18 protein-coding genes are annotated in these 19,953 nt (G+C 36.5%); 10 read left to right on the top strand and 8 right to left on the bottom strand.

Annotated elements, in window-relative coordinates; translation table 11 throughout:
• Positions 1-24: 24 nt before the first annotated feature.
• Together C8N46_RS01490 and C8N46_RS01485 are read right to left on the bottom strand one after the other, a co-directional pair.
• A complete protein-coding gene (locus tag C8N46_RS01490) occupies positions 25-708 on the bottom strand; it encodes a response regulator transcription factor (protein ID WP_108113082.1) in 684 nt (227 codons plus the stop codon).
• Positions 705-2,177: a sensor histidine kinase gene (locus C8N46_RS01485; protein ID WP_108113081.1), complete on the bottom strand. Its 1,473-nt coding sequence runs from the start codon at positions 2,175-2,177 to the stop codon at positions 705-707. Before C8N46_RS01485 ends, C8N46_RS01490 begins: the two co-directional genes overlap by 4 nt.
• Before the next feature lie 139 nt (positions 2,178-2,316).
• On the opposite strand from C8N46_RS01485, the gene C8N46_RS01480 reads away from it, so the two are divergent.
• The 7 genes from C8N46_RS01480 (at position 2,317) to C8N46_RS01445 (ending at position 9,971) form a co-directional block, all read left to right on the top strand.
• Positions 2,317-3,171 (top strand): GLPGLI family protein, encoded by an 855-nt coding sequence (locus C8N46_RS01480; protein WP_108113080.1) that lies wholly within the window; start codon positions 2,317-2,319, stop codon positions 3,169-3,171.
• A 184-nt stretch (positions 3,172-3,355) separates the two neighbouring features.
• Positions 3,356-4,240, top strand: coding sequence for a GLPGLI family protein (locus tag C8N46_RS01475; RefSeq protein WP_108113079.1), 885 nt, complete (start codon positions 3,356-3,358; stop codon positions 4,238-4,240).
• A gap of 45 nt (positions 4,241-4,285) precedes the next feature.
• Complete coding sequence (locus C8N46_RS01470) at positions 4,286-7,003, top strand: carboxypeptidase-like regulatory domain-containing protein (protein WP_108113078.1); 2,718 nt, start codon at positions 4,286-4,288, stop codon at positions 7,001-7,003.
• Between the two features lie 154 nt (positions 7,004-7,157).
• Complete coding sequence (locus C8N46_RS01465) at positions 7,158-7,880, top strand: hypothetical protein (protein ID WP_108113077.1); 723 nt, start codon at positions 7,158-7,160, stop codon at positions 7,878-7,880.
• Between the two features lie 9 nt (positions 7,881-7,889).
• Positions 7,890-8,540 (top strand): hypothetical protein, encoded by a 651-nt coding sequence (locus C8N46_RS20270; protein ID WP_158269048.1) that lies wholly within the window; start codon positions 7,890-7,892, stop codon positions 8,538-8,540.
• Entirely contained in the window at positions 8,516-9,307 is a 792-nt protein-coding gene (locus C8N46_RS01450) for a sensor histidine kinase (RefSeq protein WP_108113074.1), read from the top strand. Before C8N46_RS20270 ends, C8N46_RS01450 begins: the two co-directional genes overlap by 25 nt.
• Positions 9,300-9,971, top strand: a complete 672-nt coding sequence (locus tag C8N46_RS01445; RefSeq protein WP_108113073.1) for a response regulator transcription factor — start codon at positions 9,300-9,302, stop codon at positions 9,969-9,971. The genes C8N46_RS01450 and C8N46_RS01445 overlap by 8 nt, the downstream gene beginning before the upstream one ends.
• A gap of 5 nt (positions 9,972-9,976) precedes the next feature.
• Here the strand turns inward: C8N46_RS01445 and C8N46_RS01440 are convergent, their stop codons facing one another.
• The 5 genes from C8N46_RS01440 to C8N46_RS20265 all read right to left on the bottom strand — a co-directional run bounded on the left by C8N46_RS01440 (position 9,977) and on the right by C8N46_RS20265 (position 14,592).
• Positions 9,977-11,290 (bottom strand): paraquat-inducible protein A, encoded by a 1,314-nt coding sequence (locus tag C8N46_RS01440; RefSeq protein WP_146169695.1) that lies wholly within the window; start codon positions 11,288-11,290, stop codon positions 9,977-9,979.
• 73 nt (positions 11,291-11,363) lie between these two features.
• The gene (locus tag C8N46_RS01435; RefSeq protein WP_108113071.1) at positions 11,364-12,008 is read right to left on the bottom strand and encodes a hypothetical protein; all 645 of its coding nucleotides are present in this window, start codon (positions 12,006-12,008) and stop codon (positions 11,364-11,366) included.
• 2 nt (positions 12,009-12,010) lie between these two features.
• Positions 12,011-12,988, bottom strand: coding sequence for a Gfo/Idh/MocA family protein (locus C8N46_RS01430; protein ID WP_108113070.1), 978 nt, complete (start codon positions 12,986-12,988; stop codon positions 12,011-12,013).
• A gap of 91 nt (positions 12,989-13,079) precedes the next feature.
• On the bottom strand, positions 13,080-13,844 hold the full coding sequence (locus tag C8N46_RS01425) for a hypothetical protein (RefSeq protein ID WP_108113069.1): 765 nt from the start codon (positions 13,842-13,844) through the stop codon (positions 13,080-13,082).
• Between the two features lie 589 nt (positions 13,845-14,433).
• Entirely contained in the window at positions 14,434-14,592 is a 159-nt protein-coding gene (locus C8N46_RS20265) for a hypothetical protein (protein ID WP_158269047.1), read from the bottom strand.
• 502 nt (positions 14,593-15,094) lie between these two features.
• On the opposite strand from C8N46_RS20265, the gene C8N46_RS01415 reads away from it, so the two are divergent.
• Complete coding sequence (locus tag C8N46_RS01415; RefSeq protein WP_146169694.1) at positions 15,095-15,517, top strand: hypothetical protein; 423 nt, start codon at positions 15,095-15,097, stop codon at positions 15,515-15,517.
• Between the two features lie 81 nt (positions 15,518-15,598).
• Here the strand turns inward: C8N46_RS01415 and metK are convergent, their stop codons facing one another.
• Positions 15,599-16,855 carry a methionine adenosyltransferase gene (gene metK / locus C8N46_RS01410; RefSeq protein ID WP_108113066.1) on the bottom strand — a complete coding sequence of 419 codons (1,257 nt, stop codon included), beginning with the start codon at positions 16,853-16,855 and terminating at the stop codon, positions 15,599-15,601.
• Between the two features lie 789 nt (positions 16,856-17,644).
• Here metK and C8N46_RS01405 point away from each other — a divergent pair.
• Together C8N46_RS01405 and C8N46_RS20835 are read left to right on the top strand one after the other, a co-directional pair.
• Positions 17,645-18,940 (top strand): O-acetylhomoserine aminocarboxypropyltransferase/cysteine synthase family protein, encoded by a 1,296-nt coding sequence (locus C8N46_RS01405; protein ID WP_108113065.1) that lies wholly within the window; start codon positions 17,645-17,647, stop codon positions 18,938-18,940.
• 7 nt (positions 18,941-18,947) lie between these two features.
• Entirely contained in the window at positions 18,948-19,940 is a 993-nt protein-coding gene (locus tag C8N46_RS20835) for an alpha/beta fold hydrolase (RefSeq protein WP_245896685.1), read from the top strand.
• The last annotated feature ends 13 nt before the right edge of the window (positions 19,941-19,953 follow it).

The following is a 19,953-nucleotide window of genomic DNA, read 5'->3' as shown; positions in this document are numbered from 1 at the left end:
GAAGCGTGTCTAAATAATCTAAAATCAACAAATCAACTTATACCCAAAACCACGTACATTGACAATCTGAATGTCAGGATCGTTTTTCAGTTTCTTGCGGAGTTTGGTGATAAACACGTCCATGCTACGCGCGTTGAAAAAATCGTCGTCGCCCCAAAGTTTGTTCAGAATAAAGGTTCTGTCGAGCACCGAATTTCGCTTTTCTGACAAGTGAAATAACAAAGCAGATTCGCGATGTGTGAGTTGAATTGGCGTTTCTTCCCAAAGCAATTGTTGTTGTGTGTGATTGAACATATACTTGCCAATTGGAATTTTTGTATGGTCTTTTTTCAGGTGAATTCTGTCCAACAGCGCGTGAATGCGTACAATCAATTCTTCCATGCTAAACGGTTTCTTCAAATAATCGTTTCCGCCGTGTTGAAAACCTTCCACCACATCTTTTACTTGCGATTTTGCCGTTAAAAAAATAATCGGAATTGCTGCGTTTTCTTGACGAATTTCCTTTGCCAACGTAAAACCATCTTTCTTCGGCATCATCACATCCAACACCAAAATATCAGGTTGTACTTCTTGATAGGTTTTAGCCGCAATTTCACCATTTTCACATAAAAACACTTCAAAATCGCGCGATTCCAAGCTTTCTTTTACAATTTGTCCTAACGCAGGTTCGTCTTCTGCTAGCAATAATTTGATGGTATTTTTGGTCATGAGAAAAGCGTAATTTTAAAAATCGTATGATTGGTATTTGGCACTAATTGAATGGTGCCACCGTGTTTTTCGATAATCTTTTTTGTGTAATACAATCCGATACCAAAACCTTTTACATCGTGTGTATTTCCTTTCGGGATGCGGTAAAACTTATCAAAAATCTTGTCGCGTTGCGATTTATCAATCGGATTTCCATTGTCTGAAACGGTAATTTCGATTGTTTCCAACACTTTGGCAATATTGACTTCAATTGTATCTCCGCCATATTTCAGTGCATTATCAATCAAGTTGGTCATCGCATTTTCAAAATGAAACGTATCTATTTCTGCAGGTAATTCCGAAACATTACTTCGAAACGAAAGTGTTTTTTCGCCAGAAAGTGTCCGTTGCTTATCGGTGATTTTTTGTGCGAAATCGACCATGTCAACCAACTCTTTTTTGAGTAGTAGTTTTTCACTATCAAGTGTGGCAGTTTCCAGTAATTTTTCTACCATTACGTGCAATTTTTTCAACTGTTTATCTGAAATAGACAAATATTTCTGTGTCTTTTCAGGATCCTTCATCGCGCCAAAATGTTGAATCGCTTCCAAGGCTGTTGAAATGGTCGTAATGGGCGTTTTAAACTCGTGTGTAATATTACTAATCAAGTCGTTTTTAATTTCCGCCAATTGCTTCTGACGGCGAATCACACGTAATAAATACAGCAGTGAACTGATAATTGCCAACGAAAGTAAGGTTGAAATCAAAATGCCAAACATACTCTTTTTCAATACAGGCATCGTAATATTGGCGTACTCTAATGCCAATTTTTCGCCTGGTTTATAATAAGCAGATTTTGAAAATGTTTTTAAGGTTTTAGTGGGAAGTGTCTCGGTGTGCATTTCTTCCACAATAGAATCATTGATGGAAAGTTGCAAGCTATACGGAATGTCAATTTGTTTGCGATGCAGTTCGGTATCTAAAAACGTTTGTAGCTTTTTAAAATTCAGCGAATCTTCCGAAATTGAGATGTACAAAGAAGAAATTTGATTGAATAAACGAATGCTGTCTCGTTGTTTTACATGCCACGGAGTCTTTTGTTTCTGCTGTATATTGGTGAAATGAATAGAATCTATTCTTGTAAAATCAGTAGCACCAGAATCGATAATAAAGGTTTCGCCATGTTTTGAAATTTGTTTTTCCAACGTTGTTATAATAGAATCAAAATTCACGCTTCGCAATTTTTCAAATGCGCCAGAATCTTTTGCAGAGCTTCTAGCGTCCATTGTAATAAACATCATCTTTTCACGCTTGGCAACATCGGCATAATAAGCTTCCACCGCATTATCCAAACTTATTTGCACATGATTGATGAATTGTTGTTTATTAACGATGTAATTTTTATAATTCCAATATACTTGAACAGCAATCGTAATTGCTATCGTCGCAATGATTCCATATAAAATCCAAGAAGAATGTTTTTGCTTCATTTTCAGTATAATTACATCTCAAAAGTAAGAAGTTATTTGGCAAAAATAGCATCGGTTAACACTCGTTAACGTTCGTTAACGCAAAACAAAAAGAAAGAACTTCATATTTGTACCATCAAAAACTAAAAACTCACGAATTATGAAAAATTATACCACATCAATCATCGTATCTATTTTCATGTTGATTAGTTCTATTATGCTTGCGCAAGATTTTCAAGGTGTCGCAACCTATAAAACCAGCATGAAAATGGACTTTAAAATGGACAGTATTTCTACGGCACAAGGCATCAACAAAGAAATGAAAGAACAGTTAAATGCCATGTTGCAAAAACAATTTCAAAAAGAATACAGTTTAACGTTTACACCTTCCGAATCTGTGTACAAACAAGAAGAAAAACTAGCTGCACCAACACCACAAGGAAACAATGGATTTCAAGTCATGGTGATGGGCGATGGTGCATCAACAGAGTTGTACAAAAACACCAAAGAAAAACGATACGCACACGCACAAGAAATTTTAGGAAAAAAATTCTTAGTACAAGATGCGCTAGAAAACAAGGAATGGAAATTGGAAAACGAAACCAAATTCATCGGTCAGTACACATGTTACAAAGCAACACGTACGATTGAAATGAAAAAAATGACTTCGATGTCTGTCGGTTCCAACGATGAAGAGCCAGAAGTAACTACCGAAAAAGTAACCGTAACAGCTTGGTACACACCAGAAATTCCAGTGAATTCTGGACCAGATATGTATTGGGGATTGCCAGGATTGATTCTAGAAGTAAACGATGGCACGCGAACGATTGTATGCAGTAAAATTGTGATGAATCCAAAGGACAAAGTAGCGATTAAAGAGCCGACGAGCGGAAAAAAAGTCAATAGTAAAGAATTTCAAGAAATCATGGACAAAAAATCCAAAGAAATGATGGAACGTTATCGCAGTAACCGACGTGGTGACGGCAACGAAATTAGAATTGAAATTGGCGGTTAATTCCCATAAATCATCAAAAAAACGAACAGTACAACGGAATCTTGCAGCAGCTTTAAGAAAATTTTAACAAAAATCGCTTAAACTCTACCTAAAAATTAGGGTCTTAATGAAGTTAAAAAGTGTAACTTTTTACGCTGTTATGTACAAACATAACAATAACAACAAACTTATAAAGATCTGACAGATGAAACGATTATTACTTTGGAGCTTAGTTTTATGTACAACAGGCGTATTTGCTCAAAATTTTCAAGGAAAAGCGTATTACCAATCCAAAACCACGATGGACTTTGATAGTTGGGGACCACGCGGTAGAGAATTATCAACCGAGCAAAAAAAGCGAATTGCGGAACGCATGAAAAGCTTCTTGGAAAAAGTATATATTTTAGACTTTAATCAGTCAGCATCTATCTACAAGGAAGAAGACAAAATTGATGCGCCAGGTCGTGGAGGTGGCGGTTTTGGAAGTGCTATGATGGGAAGTTTTTCACCAGGACCGCAATACAAAGATTTGAAAGAAGGCGTTTTGATTGAATCGAAAGAGTTTTTCGGTAAAAAATTCTTAATCAAAGACAGTTTACAAAAGCTAGAGTGGAAAATGGAAGGCGAAACAAAACAGATAGGAAAATATTTGTGTTTTAAAGCTACCGCATTGAAAAAAGTAGACGATTTGGATTTTAGTGCGATGCGTCCAAGAAGAAACAATAATGACAAAGAAAAAACTGCCGAAGAAAAAAAGCAAGACTCTATCAAAGCTGCAAACGATCCGTTTAGTCAAATAGATATTCCAAAAGAAATTTTAGTCACAGCGTGGTATACGTTAGACATACCAATCAATCAAGGACCTGGAGAATTTTGGGGATTACCAGGATTAATTTTAGAAGTAAGCGCTTATCGAACCACGATTTTATGTTCTAAAATTGTGATGAATCCAGGCGAAAAAGAAACTATTGAAGCTCCAGACAAGGGAGACGTTGTGACGCGTAAAGAATACAATGATATTGTAATGAAAAAAATGCAGGAAATGCGCGAAATGTACCGTGGTCGCGGTCGTGGCAGAGGTAGAGGATAAAAAATACGTCCTTTCCTTCCTGTAACCATTCAGAAGAAAAATCCAATGAAAAATATAATCTGTATACTGCTATGTTTCATAGCACAGGCTTCTATTGCCCAAATTAAACTGGAAGGAACGGTTCGAGATTCTATCGGAAAACCTATAGAACTCGCCAATGTAATCGCACTTAATAAAGCTACCAACGCTTTAGAATCGTACGGAATTACCAACAACGAAGGTCGCTACAGACTTGCCTTGAAGAAGAATACCGAATATGCCATCAAAGTAAGTTTTATCGGTTTGGCAACTATCAACGATTCTATCAAAACCCAAGAAGTTGATATCCAAAAAGATTTTGTGATGAAAGCTGACGAAAGGCTAGAAGCGGTAGAACTCACCTACGAAATGCCCGTAACCATTAAAGGCGATACGATTGTATACAATGCCGACTCATTCAAAAATGGCTCCGAGCGTAAATTAGGCGATGTCTTGAAAAAACTGCCAGGCGTGGAAGTCAGTGATGAAGGTGACATTGAAGTGGAAGGAAAAACGGTTACAAAAGTCATGGTTGAAGGCAAGGATTTTTTTGACGGCGATAGCAAACTTGCTACAAAAAACATTCCCGCAGACGCCGTTGACAAAGTAGAAGTGTTGAAAAACAGCAACGAAGTTTCACAATTAAAAGGACTTGGAAATGATCAAGATAATGTGATGATAAACATCAAACTGAAAGAAGGCAAGAAAAACTTTTGGTTTGGTGAAATTACGGGCGGAATCGGTCCAGAAGAACGCTATGTTGCCAATCCGCGTTTGTTTTATTACAGTCCAAAATACAGCATTAATCTTATCACAGATATCAACAATATTGGCGCGATTCCATTTACACCGCGCGATTATTTTAATTTTACGGGCGGATTTAGAAGTGCCGCTAGAAACACAGGAACAAACTTTAACGTAGCCACAAGCGATATCGGATTTTTGACCTTGCGAAACAATCGTGCGAAAGATATCAACTCCAAATTTGGTGCGGCAAACTTTAGTTATTCGCCAAAAAAGACCTGGGATATTAGCGGTTTTGCCATCTATTCAGGTTCACGAACGGAACTCGAAGAAAATAGTTTGAACGATTATATCGACGAAAATACGCCTGATGAAATCACAACGACGACCACACGCCAAAAAACGGATTTGGGATTGTTAAAGCTAAGTTCAACATACAAGCCAAATAGCAACAATCAATTGGATTATGATGTGTTTGCAAAAGTGTCGCAACAAACGCAAACCGAAGATTTCTTTTCGTCGTTATTAGGAAATATTGACGAGCGACAATCGCAAAATCCATACAGTTTCAATCAAAATTTGAATTACTATTACACCTTGAGCGACAAGCATATTTTTGCCTTGGAAGCGCAGCATTTGTTACAAGATGAAGATCCGTTTTACAACGCACGTTTGGCGCAAAGTGAACAATTCCGTTTCACAGATTTGTTAGGCTTAAATACCTCGCAAAACTTTTTAGACATTGCGCAAGACAGACGTGTAAAAACCAACAAATTTGACGCACGATTGGATTATTGGTACGTGTTGAATCAAAAAAGCAATCTGAATTTTACGGTGGGAACCACATTGAGTACACAGCAATTTGACTCAGAAATATTTCAGTTGTTAGATAGCGGAAGCAAACTCACGTTGGCAAATCCGCAAGAAGCCATTGCAAACGATGTTCGGTATAATTTTTCAGATACTTTTTTAGGATTGCACTATAAGATAAAATCAGGGAAATTTACATTTACGCCAGGAATTACGGCACATGCGTACGGTGTAAAGAATGCACAATTTGGTTCAGAATTTAAAGATGCCTTTACGCGTTTCTTGCCAGATGCGAATATTTTAGTACAGTTTAAAGATTCTGAAACGCTGAATTTTTCCTATCGAATGCAAACCGATTTTACCGATGTGAATAATTTGGCAGAAGGTTTGGTGTTTAACAATTTCAATTCCATTTTTAGAGGAAATAGAACGCTTGAAAACGCTTTGTCGCACAATTTGAATTTGAGTTACTTTAGCTTCAACCTGTTTAATTATACCAATATTTTTGGTTTTATAAACTATAACAAGCGCATCGATCCGATTCGAAATCGTTCACAATTTTTAGTCATTCCAGGTGAAAATGCAGGTGATCCTGATGTGCTAAGTACCAATACCGTTTCTACGCCGTTCAATTCCAATTTTGCAGACGAAAGTATTACCGCTAACGGACGTTTTGAGCGTACGTTTCGAAAAATAAAAGCCTCTGTGAGCGGCACCTTTTCGTTCTCGCGATTTAATCAAGAAATCAATGGTTTGCGCAATGTCAACGAATCATTCACACAGAATTATAGCACGCGCGTCAGTACCAATTTTAGAGATGCGCCCAATATTGAAGTGGGCTACAATTTAACGATTAACGATTACGAGCAAGGACAAAATTCCAACCGATTCATCACGAGCAATCCGTTTGTAAATGTGGATGCATATTTCTTAAAAAGCTTCATTTTTACGGCTGACTATTCGTATTTCAACTACAGCAACGAAGCACAAACCATCAACAGTTACAGTTTTTTAAAAGCGGAATTGTCATACCGAAAAAAGGACAATCCTTGGGAATATGCTGTGAGCGGAACGAATTTGCTTAATACAACATCGCTCAATCAAGACAATTCGAATAATTTCTTAACCAGTACGAGCGAATATTTTATTCAGCCGCGTTATGTGATTTTTAGCTTGAAATATCATTTGTAAAATGTCATAAAAATACAACTCCGTAGTTTCCCGTGATTTTAAGTGGTTTATACGTATTTGCTATATGAAAAGCGAAAAATATAGTGTTTTTTAGCTAGTTTTATAGGAAATACAATCTATCAAAACCATATATAATCATTGAAACTACGGTATTATGAATCATCCTAAAGAAACAAATGAATTTTCAGAGCATATTGAACGCTGGGCACATGAAGATATGTTGCAATTAACACATCATTTTCATCGACTCAAAGGTGAGCAATATGAGCGTACGAGCGACTTTGACATGGATAAGGTTGAGGATGTTATTAAGTTTGAAGGCATAAAAAAAACCATCAAACGGTTGCGAATTTATCTAGCATTAAATCCTCCAAACAAAGCTGCGTTTACTTTTTTTCCAGTGCTAGAAGTGTTAACGGATGATGATAAATTGCATCAATTCAAATTGCATGCTACAGAAAATAGAAAATCAAGTTCTGGAGATTTAGAAGTCGTTCCAAAATTATTTAAAGACATGATTTGTCAAAATTGGGACACGATTGATGCAAATTTAGTAGACGATTTGTTTTTTGCTTCTAAAAAAGCAGCCAACGGATTTGATACCTTACTTCGTGTGCAATACTTTGAAGTAAAAGAAAAAATACTTACGGAAGTGATTCGCAAATTGCCTGAATTGACTGGAATCACGCTGTATTCAGGAATCGATATGAACAAGTTTTCCGATAAAACTCAAATTTCGTTTACGCCAGTTTTAGGATTTCAATACGATTCGGCAGTAGACAAAAACGACTTATCGTTCGGGTTGAAAAGTGTTTTGGAATTTTCCAAAGGAGAAACCTTTATTGAATATTCCAGTCCGTGTCCGCCAACATGTTAATTGAAAAACATGAGTGAAGAACTTTTTGGATACCTGCGACTCATCTCGTCATTTGGCGTATTGTTGCCATTGTGTTTGGCACTTTGGAAACGTCGTCGCTTGACAAGCATTCAGCGAAAATTACTGTATTTACTGATTGCAATTTGTATTGTAGAAGCGATTGCGAATGCGTTGTGGTATCGAAAAGAGAACAATTTACCCGTATATCATTTTTACAGTATTGTAGAATGTTTGCTGATTCTTAATTTGTATAAAGAAGCACTGAAAAAACTGTTTTCAAAGCATGTTTTTATGAGTGCCGGAGTGATTTTTACAGTATTTGCGATAGTAAACATGTTGTGTTTTCAAGCGTTGACAACGTTCAATTCCAATGTAACAACCACGCTCGGATTTTTAGTCATCTTTTTGTGTTTGTGTTATTTTTATGCGCTTTTGCAGGAAGAAATATACAGTCCGCTAGAAAAAAAGCCAATGTTTTGGATCAATGCGGGTTTTTTAATTTATTTTTCGAGTAACTTAATCCTGTTTTTTATCAACAATAGCATGTTTACCAAACCTGATGCGGTAAGTTATTTAGTGTGGGGATTGCATGCGGTTGTCAATATCATATTAATGCTCTTTTTTACCATTGCTGTATGGGTGAATCCGATTCGACGCTAACATTACAAATTATCATTATTGGCATGGTCGTGCTTTTTGCGCTGGCTTTGGGTGTGATTGTATTCTTCATCATTTACCAAAAACGCTTATTCGCGCAGCAGCAAAAACATCAACAAGTAGAAGCCGCGTACCAACGAGAATTGTTACAAATTGCCATCCAAAGCGAGGAAAAAGAACGTTCGCGAATTGGAAAAGAATTGCACGACGATGTGGGCGCATTGTTAACAACTACGAAATTGTATTTAAGTCAAATTTCGCCTGAAGCTTCTCCAGAAAAACTGCAAGCAACTACGGAAAAAATGTATGCCTTATTTGAACGAATGATTCAAGGTGTACGAAGCATTTCACAAGATTTACGACCTGTTATTTTGGAGCGATTGGGTTTGGTGGAAGCGGTAAAAAGCTTGGTAGCTACCGTAAACGATTTAAAAGTAGTGCAGATTCATTTTACAGATAAAACAACTCAAACTGTATCAAAAAGAAACGAACTAAACGTATATCGCATTCTGCAAGAATTACTCAATAATACCTTAAAACATGCACAGGCGACAAAAGTTTCGATACTGTTCGCAAATGAAGGAACGAATTTTACAATCGTATATCAAGATGATGGAGTAGGATTTGACGAATCTACAATACAGCAAAAGAAAGGCATCGGACTCAAAAATATAGAAAGTCGCTTATCGGCACTTTTAGGCACATTGCGCTATGAAGAAGTTTCAAAAGGAATCAAATTAATCATACAAATACCAATTACTCATGAATGAAAAAGTTATCACCGTAGGCATTGCAGACGATCATTCGTTATTCCGCGAAGGCATCCGATTGATTGTGGACGATTTTGACAATATTGAGCTGACGCTAGAAGCAGAAAATGGTCAAGATTTGTTGACAAAACTCCAAAACAATACGCCAGATGTCATTCTTCTCGATTTGGAAATGCCCAAAATGGACGGCGTAGAAACCTTAAAACGTTTAAAAGAAGACTGTAATTATCAAGAACTAAAAATTATCATTTTAACCATGCACAAAGAAGAACGTATGATTGCGTATTTGATGGAATTGGGCGCCAATGGTTATTTGATGAAAGACGCCGAACCTGCAGAATTTGAAGAAGCTATTAGAACTGTTTACGAAGAAGACCATTATTTTAACGAATCAGTATCGCATGCGATGTTAAAAAGTCTGAAAGACAAATCGAACAAAACACCTACACTCAGAAATAATTACCAACTCACTTCACGCGAAATGGAAGTATTAGAATTGATTGCCAAAGGATTGACGACCACTGAAATAGGAAAAAAATTGTTTTTAAGCACACGAACTATTGAAGGACATCGCAAAAATTTGATTGGTAAATTAGGTGCGCGAAATACAGCAACGCTGATTATAAAAGCGGTAAAAGAAGGATTGATTTCGTTGGATTTTTGATAAAATTAGGATGCTGAATTGTCTGTGACTTTCGTGGCAACTTCAACTGTTTCGGGCGTTTTCAACAACTTCTGAATGCGTTGTGAAATAAAAATACTAAAAATCACAAAGCCCATAAAAAAGAAGAAACCATTTTGCAATTCGGATTTGTTGGTGGAAAGAATTTCTAAATTTTCAATGCTGTTTTCCAATTGCGAAAGCTGTCCTGAAATGATGCCCGTAAAACCGATATACGACATAAAAATGGAAACCACCATCACATCTGCCATGGACCATTTTCCGCTTTTAAATACCATAAATTTTATAAATCTGTTGTGTTGTAAGGAACGTTTAAAGATGAGCGCAATACTCGAGATTAGCTTGGAAACTGGGAAAATCACGCTAAAAAGTAAGACCAATATACCCACCAACATCACTTTTGTTTTTCCTTGCGAAAGCATGATGTGTGATACTTCCATGATGCTTTTACTCTTATAATACAACACTTGGTCGGTAAATGAAATCGCTTCGCCCATCAATTGCAATTCCATCGAAGCAATGCGCGCGTCAATATCAATCATCGGAAGAAAAACACCTAACGCGAGTAAATGAATGGCAGCAACGATATAAATAGCAATTCTCAAATTGGAAGTTTCTTTCAACACTAATAACAACAAAAGCATGCTCAAAAAAGCCGCGACAATGACAATATTGGACGTGCTTTGTTGATTTTTAACCTGCGCTAGTTTATCAGAAATAATTGAGATACACTCGCTTCCGTCAGCAGCATTATAGTTGGATACAATGTTGTTGTAAGTGGTGTAATCTAACTTTTGAAAAGTGCCTTCTGTATACGAATTGATTTGCGCTAAAATATAATTTTTGATGCCATCACGATTTTCTTCACTCTCTAAAAAATCGAGAATATCTTCCGTAATGACAGGTATTTGATTTTTCAATTCGCCAAAAATCTGAAAATAATCCGCACCAATATTACGTAATGAAAGTCCTAAAAAATCTGCGTTTTTCTCGTTTTTTGATTTGTACGCAATTTCAAATTTATCAATCGATTCGTTTAAAAATGTTTTAATCTTCACACGTGCTTCATCGCGTTGCGTACCTGAAAGTTCTAATTCTTCCAGTTTTTTCGTGATTATCGTTGCAAATTGTTCTTCCCAAGCATCCACATTAAACATTCCGTATTTAATATCCGAAAGTTCAATAACGTCCTCTTTAAGCGAACGCTTTTTCGTTTCAAGACGATACGTAGTAAAAGCTGCCACACTAATTGCGATAAGCAATCCAATTAAAAAACTATTGATGATGAGGTTATTCCGCACGGTTCAATTCTTGGTTCGTAATGTTATTTATACAATAAACGATTGAGAACGAAATTTGTTTCAAAAAAATAAATCACACTTTTTCAAGATAGTTTAAAACTTCTTTTGGCGTGTGTTGTCTATTTGCCAAATGTTCTTGCATCAATTCGATGGCTTTGTCCTTTTCTCCTAACTTGGCATGTAAAAAAGCAAGTACATAACGCAGTGCTGGCTCGTGAATTGGGTATACTTCATCGGGATGTTGTAATTGCGCATTTGCAATGATAATATTTTGCGAAATCGTATTTGTGTTTCTTAAATATGTGTCAATTTTATGAATACGTTTATGTACTAGTTTTTGCAACGATTTAATAAATGATTTTTTATGCCAAAGCGAGATGCTTTTTTTGCTATTCACAATAGTTTGTGCATCATCAAATAAATGACACTGTTCTTTTTTGAAAACAATGTTTTGTTTCGAATTGATGACAGGCATAAAGTCAAAATTGGTTCCTATTCTAAAATTACCAACAGTACCACGATAACTAAACTGAATTATTCTTCGAATTCCTTCTTCGTTAAAATCGCTCATCCAAACATACGGATTTTCAGTAGCTTGAAGGTTGAGCTTTTCAAAAACAGGAGTAGCAATATCGTACAAAATCTCTTTAATAACTCCTGCGCTTGGCGGATTCAAATTTGATAAGTTTTCACGACTAAAAAAGTTATAAACGCCCATTTTTATACAATGTATTGCAATCCGATAGCAGATTTTACCTTATCAATAATGGTCATCAGTTGCAGACTGAATTCTAGTGGTAATTTCGGATGTTCGGTTTTGCCAGCTAGCATGCATGCGTGTACTGCTTCAATTTCGTGAATATATCCAATGCCTGCATGCGGAACTTCGAAAACGGTTTCTTTATTATTTTTTATCAGCGAAACAGTATTGGCTTCATGAAAACGACGATGCAATTTTATCACGCCTTTCGTTCCAAAAATATAAGCTTCTGTAGGCGTATCGACTTCAAAAGTAGATTCCAACACCGCTTTTTGACCGTTTTCATAATCGAACAACATGGCGCAAAAACTATCCACGCCAGTTTTGGTAAATCGCGCCGAAGCTTTAATGTTGGAAGGCATTCCCAATACGGTAAGACTCAAAAAGATAGGATACAAACCAATATCAAGCAACGAGCCGCCGCCTAGTTTTTTATCAAACAAACGACTTTCAGGTTGAAATGGCGTTTGAAAACCAAAATCTGCTCGAACACTGATGATTTCTCCGATGGCTTTTTTGTTCAACAATTCTAGTACTTTTTGATACGAAGGCATAAATCGTGTCCAAATGGCTTCCATCAAAAATACATTTTGTGCTTTTGACTTTTCTATCATTTGTTGCACTTCTGTGAGATGCATTCCGAGCGGCTTTTCACATAACACTGCTTTTTTATGCTGTAAACATAACATGGTATTTTCAAAATGCAACGCATGTGGTGTGGCAATGTATACAATATCAATCTCTTCATCTTTGACCAATGCTTCATACGAAGAAAAAGCTTTTTTTGCATGATAGGTTGTAGCAAAATCCGAAGCTTTTTCTAGACTTCGAGAAGCAACGCCTTGTAAAATAGCAGTGTCTGAAAGTTGTAAATCGGATGCGAATTTGTGTGCAATTTTTCCCAACCCAAGAATTCCCCAACGTATTTTTTGTGACATGATTTTTAGTAAAAGTGAACTTAAAAGTAAAAAATAAAGCGCGATTTTAACATTTTACCTTGTGAATTGTGATAAAAAGATAGCTTAGACTTTACGCCGTAATTCCCGAACCACCAGTTCCTGCATTATCATCGTCGTCTTTTCGGTATTTTTTCCAAATTTCTTTGTCTCTTGCTTCGTTATCGCTTTCGTATTCATCATCGGTATATCCGCTGTCAGGCAGTTCTTTTACATTTTCAAATTTATGACTCTGATTGCATTCACGGCACAACGGTCTCAACCTTGTTGGGTCGTCATGATCTTTACGAATTTCCTCGTCTGATTTCTTTTTTGCTTTTAATTTCTTCAATCTTCCAGCCCACGGCGGATAATGATCTAGTTGCGCCGAAACGATATTATGTCGCTTTTTCGATTTACTAATAAAAAAAGTTTTAATTTCTCGTCCTTTTCTGTCAGCCAATGGTCTTCCGCAACCAGGACATACATACATTCGATTTTTATTTCGCAACGCGCCTCGCATTATTACTTCTCTTCGAAGCTTCTTGCTAAAAGTTTGTCTGTGCTTGCGTCGAGCACTTGATGGCACCCAATCTTCGGAATCACTTTCATATCCTGATTTTGTAACTTTTTTCTTCTTCTTTTTCTCATACTTCTTTACAAGTTGTATAGCATTGGAAGTCGTTATTTTACTGTTTTGTGAAGAAGTAGTTTGTTGCCACTTTTTTTGTTGAATAACGGTTGCAGGACGATTATCTAATAGTTGAAAAGTGGTTTTTTGGGATTTTTGCTGTGCAATGCCATTAGCCACAGCAGTATGCTTTGGCGAATTTTTAGAGTGATGACGTAAAGACTCCATATTGGCTTATAAACAAGTTTTTTTCAAGATAGAAAAGCTAAAAACGACAATCAAATCAAAACCTAACAATCTTTGTGAATGTCTACGAAAAGTATACGCTTTTTATAATTTTGTTGCAGAAATGATTTTACAAACACAACAAAGTCATCTTTACAGCGATAAAAATGACTTTGCTTATTATAACGTGAGTTCGACTTAAGAAATCACTATGTAATTCATAATTCGCTGAGAAATAACTAATTGTCAGTTCGAGCGCAGTCGAGAACAACTAAGAATTGATAATTCCAAAGGAATCTCATGAGCTATGCTCGGTATCTACGATAATGCTCGATTTGACATTGAGTATAATCTATTAGTAATCAGTTATATAATAAAATAGTTATATCGAACTCACATTATTATAAATTCTACCTGAAAAGGCGCTAATTTTTGGCACAGTCTTTCACACATTCATCATAAAATACACTTTTTTTACAATCGACAGTGTTGCATTGACGCTTTGCAGTTCTAAAATTGCGTTTGCAATTTCTTCGTATAGCTCTAAAAGTTTGTTTGCAGTTTCTAATGCATCTTCGTCGCTGTCGTCCTCTCAAATTTCTTCTGCAATTTCGGATACAGTTTCTTTTGTTGGCTCTTGCTTGATTGATACAATTTCGTTTTGTAGTTCGTGCAATTCGTCTGCAATCTCTTTTGTCTTTTCGACATTCTTTTGCTTTGTTTCGCGTACATTTTCGGATGCATTTTGCATCTCGACTGTAGTAACAATTTAAACGATCTTCCATATTTTTTACGGAGCATCGTTCTTTACATTTTTTAACCGCTTCTTCTTTGGTTAAGCCTGTTGAAGGATCCGGTAACGCCAACTCGCACTCTTTTTTACACTTTTCAAGTGCAGCAGCATTTTCTTTTTTACAATATTCCATCAATTGCTTATTGCAGCTTGATAAGAATATGACACACAGATAGATACCTATTTTTTTCATTTTTTAAAATATTTATGTTGCTTACTCTTTTTGCTTTTCAGCTTCCGCAGTGTGTCAAAATTGCGGTACTTCTATTTGAAACTAAAGAATGGTTTCGTCATTGGTCTACTTGATTGTATAAAGGCAAGATTTCAATAGATGTTGTGAAAAAAGGTAGCGTATATATACGTTTTTTTAGCGTATAAACCCTTGAAGTGCGCGTGATTATTGGTTTTTGTCTTTCATGTCTTCTACTTTCGTATCATTACAAACCATAAAAAAATAATCATGATGAATTCTAAAAATGAAAATTCAAACCACGAATTAGTATTAAAAGGTTTCAAACCTGCTGAAGAATTGAATGTAGAACAACAAAACCAAGAAGAAGCAATGACAGATGAATTTTGTTATTTTCATCACAAGGGATTGTACCATGCGTCGTGGCAATTTTTACACACGGACGGACGTTGGTGGGGGAAATCTGAGTTTGGTCCAAATTGGCATGAAAAAGTACGATGGCATCCAAATTTAAAATTTCGTGCAAAAATTAACCGTCTATTTCATTGGGACTTAATTGTTGAAACCGAGATGAAACCCGGACAAGTACTTGCCATTTGGGGAACTGTTTTTGAAACCGCATGGAATGTCACTTCAAAAGAACATTTTATGGAAAAAATTCAAAATGCTAAAGTGCTTGAAGTTGCCGAATAACTAAGCTAAAAACATCATAAAAAAACCGCTTTTGTATAAATTACAAAAGCGGTTTTTAAATATATAACTAAGCTTAGAATCTTACAATCCGAAAGCTGTTTTTACCTTGTCTACGTAGTCTAATTTTTCCCAAGTAAATAACTCTACGTCCATTGTTTTTGTTTCGCCACTTGGTGTGGTAAATGTTTTAGAAACCACTTCATTTGTACGTCCCATGTGTCCGTAAGCTGCTGTTTCACTGTACATTGGTGTACGAAGTTTTAAACGACTTTCAATCGCTGCTGGGCGCATATCAAATACTTCTTTTACTTTTTCAGCAATTTCTCCATCGGTCATGTTAACTTTGGCAGTTCCGTACGTATCCACAAAAATTCCCATTGGTTCAACCACTCCGATAGCGTAGGAAACCTGTACTAAAATCTCATCAGCAACACCAGCAGCTACTAAGTTTTTCGCTACATGGCGCGTTGCATACGCAGCACTTCTATCTACTTTACTTGGGTCTTTTCCAGAGAACGCTCCACCACCGTGTGCACCTTTTCCACCGTAGGTATCAACGATGATTTTTCTACCTGTCAAGCCAGTATCTCCGTGTGGTCCACCAATAACGAATTTTCCTGTTGGGTTGATGTGATATTTGATATCATCACCAAATAATGCTTGAATTTCTGGCTTTAATTTCGCCTTTACACGAGGAATCAAAATATTTACGATGTCTTCACGAATTTTTGCTAACATGACTTCATCACTTTCGTCAAAATCGTCATGCTGTGTAGAAATTACAATTGCTTCTACGCGTGAAGGTACATTATCATCGTTATACTCAATTGTTACCTGACTTTTCGCATCTGGACGTAAATAGGTGATTTCTTTATTTTCTCTACGCAAAGCCGCCAATTCAATCAACAGTAAATGTGATAAATCCAACGCTAAAGGCATCAAGTTTTCAGTTTCTTTGGTAGCATATCCAAACATCATTCCTTGGTCACCAGCACCTTGCTCTTCTTTCGTTTCTCTGTCAACACCTCTATTAATGTCTTCAGATTGTTCATGAATAGCCGATAAAACACCACAAGAATTTCCATCGAACATATATTCGCTTTTCGTGTAGCCAATTTTGTTAACAACTTCTCTAGCAATCTTTTGAACGTCTAAATACGTATTTGATTTTACTTCTCCCGCAAGGATGACTTGACCAGTAGTTACTAACGTTTCACAAGCAACTTTTGACTCAGGATCGAACGCTAAAAAGTTATCAATTAAAGCATCAGAAATTTGATCTGCTACTTTGTCTGGATGTCCTTCTGAAACTGACTCAGAGGTAAAAAAATATGACATAATAAATCTTCTTTTAAAAATTAAAATAGTGTGGAAAATTAAAAAAGCGATTGCTTGGTCGTCTAAAGAAGTAGAAAATTACTGCTTTAGCATTTTTTAGCATACTGAAAATTCAGTACTTGAGGTTGCAATCAGTTCAAATTTTTCCTCAAAACAGGTGCAAATGTATAAAAAACTAAGTACAAACAAACAACAAAAAAAGATTTTTATTGAGAACGTAAAAAACTGTTAAAAAAGAAAATTTCTCAAAAAAAGATTTGGATTTTAAAAAATTATAACTTTACCTTTGTGACAAACAAAACAGAAAATGTATACTAAAGTTTGTAATATGTGTTGTATGATGTGTAGTAGAAATGCCGCAGAGGACTCTATTGTATTACGATAACTGAACGTATTTCACAATAACATTAAGCCTCTGCAAAACGCAGAGGCTTTTTTCATGATTATATTTTAAGTTAATTTTTTTTTCAAAAACCAATGAGTCAAATTTTTCAAATAGCAGGAATCGAACCAACCAAAACAACGTGTTGCTGTATGATGATGGTTATGTGCATGATGTGCTGTAGCCAAGCTTGCTATTATCGAAAAGTTCCAGATAAATGCTAACGCATTTGTTATAATTCAAAAAAAGGTCCTTTTGGTAATAGTTTTCCCAAAAGGGCCTTTTTTCATTGGTACAATTTCAACAAATCCAGTTTAAAAACACTTCGATAAGTTCAGTGTAAATAACAAATAACGAAGAACAAAAAACAAAGAACATAAAATACAAACACACTAAAAACAAAGAAAATGAGCACACAACAATTCGCAACAAAAGCATTGCATTCAGGACACGACACTACGCAAAATGGCGGAACACGAGCAGTTCCAATTTATCAATCAACAGCGTACGTATTTAATAATTCGGATCATGCGTCCAATTTATTTTCCTTAGCAGAGCCAGGAAATATTTACACCCGAATTAACAATCCGACCAACGATATTTTAGAGCAACGACTCGCAGCATTGGAAGGTGGAATTGCCGCAGTAGTTACTGCATCTGGGACAGCAGCCATTGCAACGACGCTACTAACTTTGCTTAGAGCAGGCGATCATATTGTAGCTTCCAATAGCTTGTATGGCGGAACGTATAACTTGCTGAACGTCACGCTACCAAGACTCGGAATTACTACCACATTTGTCGATCCAGACGTAGAAAATAGTTTCTCAGATGCTGTACAAGAAAACACAAGAGCTGTCTTCATTGAGTCGCTCGGAAACCCAAAATTAGATGTGTTAGATATCGAAGCGATTTCCGCACAAGCCAAAGCCAACAAAATTCCACTCATTGTCGATAACACCATTGCCACGCCTTATTTATTGAATCCTATCAAACACGGTGCAAATATCGTCATTCACTCACTTACCAAATACATTAACGGAAACGGAACTGCCTTAGGAGGAGCTATCATCGATGCGGGAACGTTTGACTGGACCAACGGAAAGTTTCCAGAGTTTACAGAACCATCACCAGGATATCACGGATTGGTATATAGCGAAGCGTTGGAAGCCGCGGCGTTTATTGCGAAAGTTCGTATTGAAGGATTGCGCGATTTTGGTTCGGCATTGAGTCCGTTCAACGCGTTTCAAATCATTCAAGGATTGGAAACTTTGCCAATTCGAATCAAACAACACAGCAAAAACGCACTCGAATTAGCAAAATGGTTGCAAACACAAGAAGCGGTAGCTTGGGTAAATTATCCGGGATTGGAAACGAGCAATTACAAAGCTTTAGCAGAAAAATACTTGCCAAAAGGACAAAGTGGCATTGTAACGTTTGGTATCAAAGCTGGGTACGAAGCGGCAAAACGCATTGCTGATGAAACAAAAGTATTCTCGCTCTTAGCCAATATTGGCGATACCAAATCCTTAATTATTCATCCAGCAAGTACCACACATCAGCAATTGACAGAAGAGCAACAAGCTTCTACAGGTGTTACGCAAGATTTAATTCGCTTGTCTGTTGGATTGGAAGATGTGGAAGATTTAAAAACAGATTTACAAACCGTATTCGACAAAATAACCGCTGGAATTCCAGCATCATAACAGCGTGATGGCGGCACAAAAAACAGCACATATTACCATTTCAAATTTCTTTACGGAAAGCGGCGCGTATTATCCAAACCTCAAGTTGAGTTATCAGCTTGTAGGTTCGGATGATGCCAATGCGCCGATTGTTTTGGTAAATCATGCCTTGACGGGAAATTCGGAAGTGACTGGGGAAAACGGTTGGTGGAATAGCTTGATTGGCGATGATAAATGTATTGATACGAATCATTTCAAAATTTTAAGTTTCGACATTCCTGGCAATGGTTTTTCAGCAGAAGTTGGATTGATTGAGCATTACAAAGATTTTGTAGCGCGTGATATTGCCAAGATTTTTCTCAGAGGATTGGAAAACTTGCAAATCAAGAAGCTTTTTGCAGCGATTGGCGGTTCCTTAGGTGGCGGAATTGCTTGGGAAATGGCAGTGTTAGAACCCAATTTAATTCAAAATTTGATTCCGATTGCTTCCGATTGGAAATCGACCGATTGGCTGATTGGAAATTGTTTTTTGCAAGAACGCATCTTAGAAAATTCCAACAATCCAATTGAAGATGCCCGTATTCATGCCATGTTGTGTTACAGAACGCCGTTTTCGCTCAAAGTAAAATTTCAGCGAACGCAACACAAAGAAAAAAACATATTCAATACCGAAAGTTGGTTGGCGCATCACGGAAAAAAATTACAACAGCGTTATCAATTGGCGGCGTACAAATTGATGAATCAATTGCTAAAAACCATCGACATTACAAGAGGAAGAACATCGTTGGAAGAAGTGGCTTCAAAAATCACGGGAAACATTCACATTATCAGTATCAATAGTGATCTCTTTTTCTCGCCTGATGAAGACCTAGAAACTTACCGACGTTTGCAACGTTTCAAAGAAAATGTATATCACGATGAAATACAATCCATTCATGGACACGACGCATTTTTAATAGAATACGGACAATTAAGTCTCATTCTCAGAAACATATTTCAAGTTCAAAAATCATCTATCTAAACTAGCACACAAC

It is taken from the genome of Kordia periserrulae (assembly GCF_003054265.1).
Classification (GTDB): domain Bacteria; phylum Bacteroidota; class Bacteroidia; order Flavobacteriales; family Flavobacteriaceae; genus Kordia; species Kordia periserrulae.
This window is presented reverse-complemented; position numbering and strand designations above follow the sequence as displayed.

What these genes read in the sequence shown, in the direction of transcription:
- C8N46_RS01490 (WP_108113082.1), bottom strand. Translation starts at nt 708, where the DNA reads ATGACCAAAAATACCATCAAATTATTGCTAGCAGAAGACGAACCTGCG.
- C8N46_RS01485 (WP_108113081.1), bottom strand. Translation starts at nt 2,177, where the DNA reads ATGAAGCAAAAACATTCTTCTTGGATTTTATATGGAATCATTGCGACG.
- C8N46_RS01480 (WP_108113080.1), top strand. Translation starts at nt 2,317, where the DNA reads ATGAAAAATTATACCACATCAATCATCGTATCTATTTTCATGTTGATT.
- C8N46_RS01475 (WP_108113079.1), top strand. Translation starts at nt 3,356, where the DNA reads ATGAAACGATTATTACTTTGGAGCTTAGTTTTATGTACAACAGGCGTA.
- C8N46_RS01470 (WP_108113078.1), top strand. Translation starts at nt 4,286, where the DNA reads ATGAAAAATATAATCTGTATACTGCTATGTTTCATAGCACAGGCTTCT.
- C8N46_RS01465 (WP_108113077.1), top strand. Translation starts at nt 7,158, where the DNA reads ATGAATCATCCTAAAGAAACAAATGAATTTTCAGAGCATATTGAACGC.
- C8N46_RS20270 (WP_158269048.1), top strand. Translation starts at nt 7,890, where the DNA reads ATGAGTGAAGAACTTTTTGGATACCTGCGACTCATCTCGTCATTTGGC.
- C8N46_RS01450 (WP_108113074.1), top strand. Translation starts at nt 8,516, where the DNA reads ATGGGTGAATCCGATTCGACGCTAACATTACAAATTATCATTATTGGC.
- C8N46_RS01445 (WP_108113073.1), top strand. Translation starts at nt 9,300, where the DNA reads ATGAATGAAAAAGTTATCACCGTAGGCATTGCAGACGATCATTCGTTA.
- C8N46_RS01435 (WP_108113071.1), bottom strand. Translation starts at nt 12,008, where the DNA reads ATGGGCGTTTATAACTTTTTTAGTCGTGAAAACTTATCAAATTTGAAT.
- C8N46_RS01430 (WP_108113070.1), bottom strand. Translation starts at nt 12,988, where the DNA reads ATGTCACAAAAAATACGTTGGGGAATTCTTGGGTTGGGAAAAATTGCA.
- C8N46_RS01425 (WP_108113069.1), bottom strand. Translation starts at nt 13,844, where the DNA reads ATGGAGTCTTTACGTCATCACTCTAAAAATTCGCCAAAGCATACTGCT.
- C8N46_RS20265 (WP_158269047.1), bottom strand. Translation starts at nt 14,592, where the DNA reads ATGCAAAATGCATCCGAAAATGTACGCGAAACAAAGCAAAAGAATGTC.
- C8N46_RS01415 (WP_146169694.1), top strand. Translation starts at nt 15,095, where the DNA reads ATGATGAATTCTAAAAATGAAAATTCAAACCACGAATTAGTATTAAAA.
- metK (WP_108113066.1), bottom strand. Translation starts at nt 16,855, where the DNA reads ATGTCATATTTTTTTACCTCTGAGTCAGTTTCAGAAGGACATCCAGAC.
- C8N46_RS01405 (WP_108113065.1), top strand. Translation starts at nt 17,645, where the DNA reads ATGAGCACACAACAATTCGCAACAAAAGCATTGCATTCAGGACACGAC.
- C8N46_RS20835 (WP_245896685.1), top strand. Translation starts at nt 18,948, where the DNA reads ATGGCGGCACAAAAAACAGCACATATTACCATTTCAAATTTCTTTACG.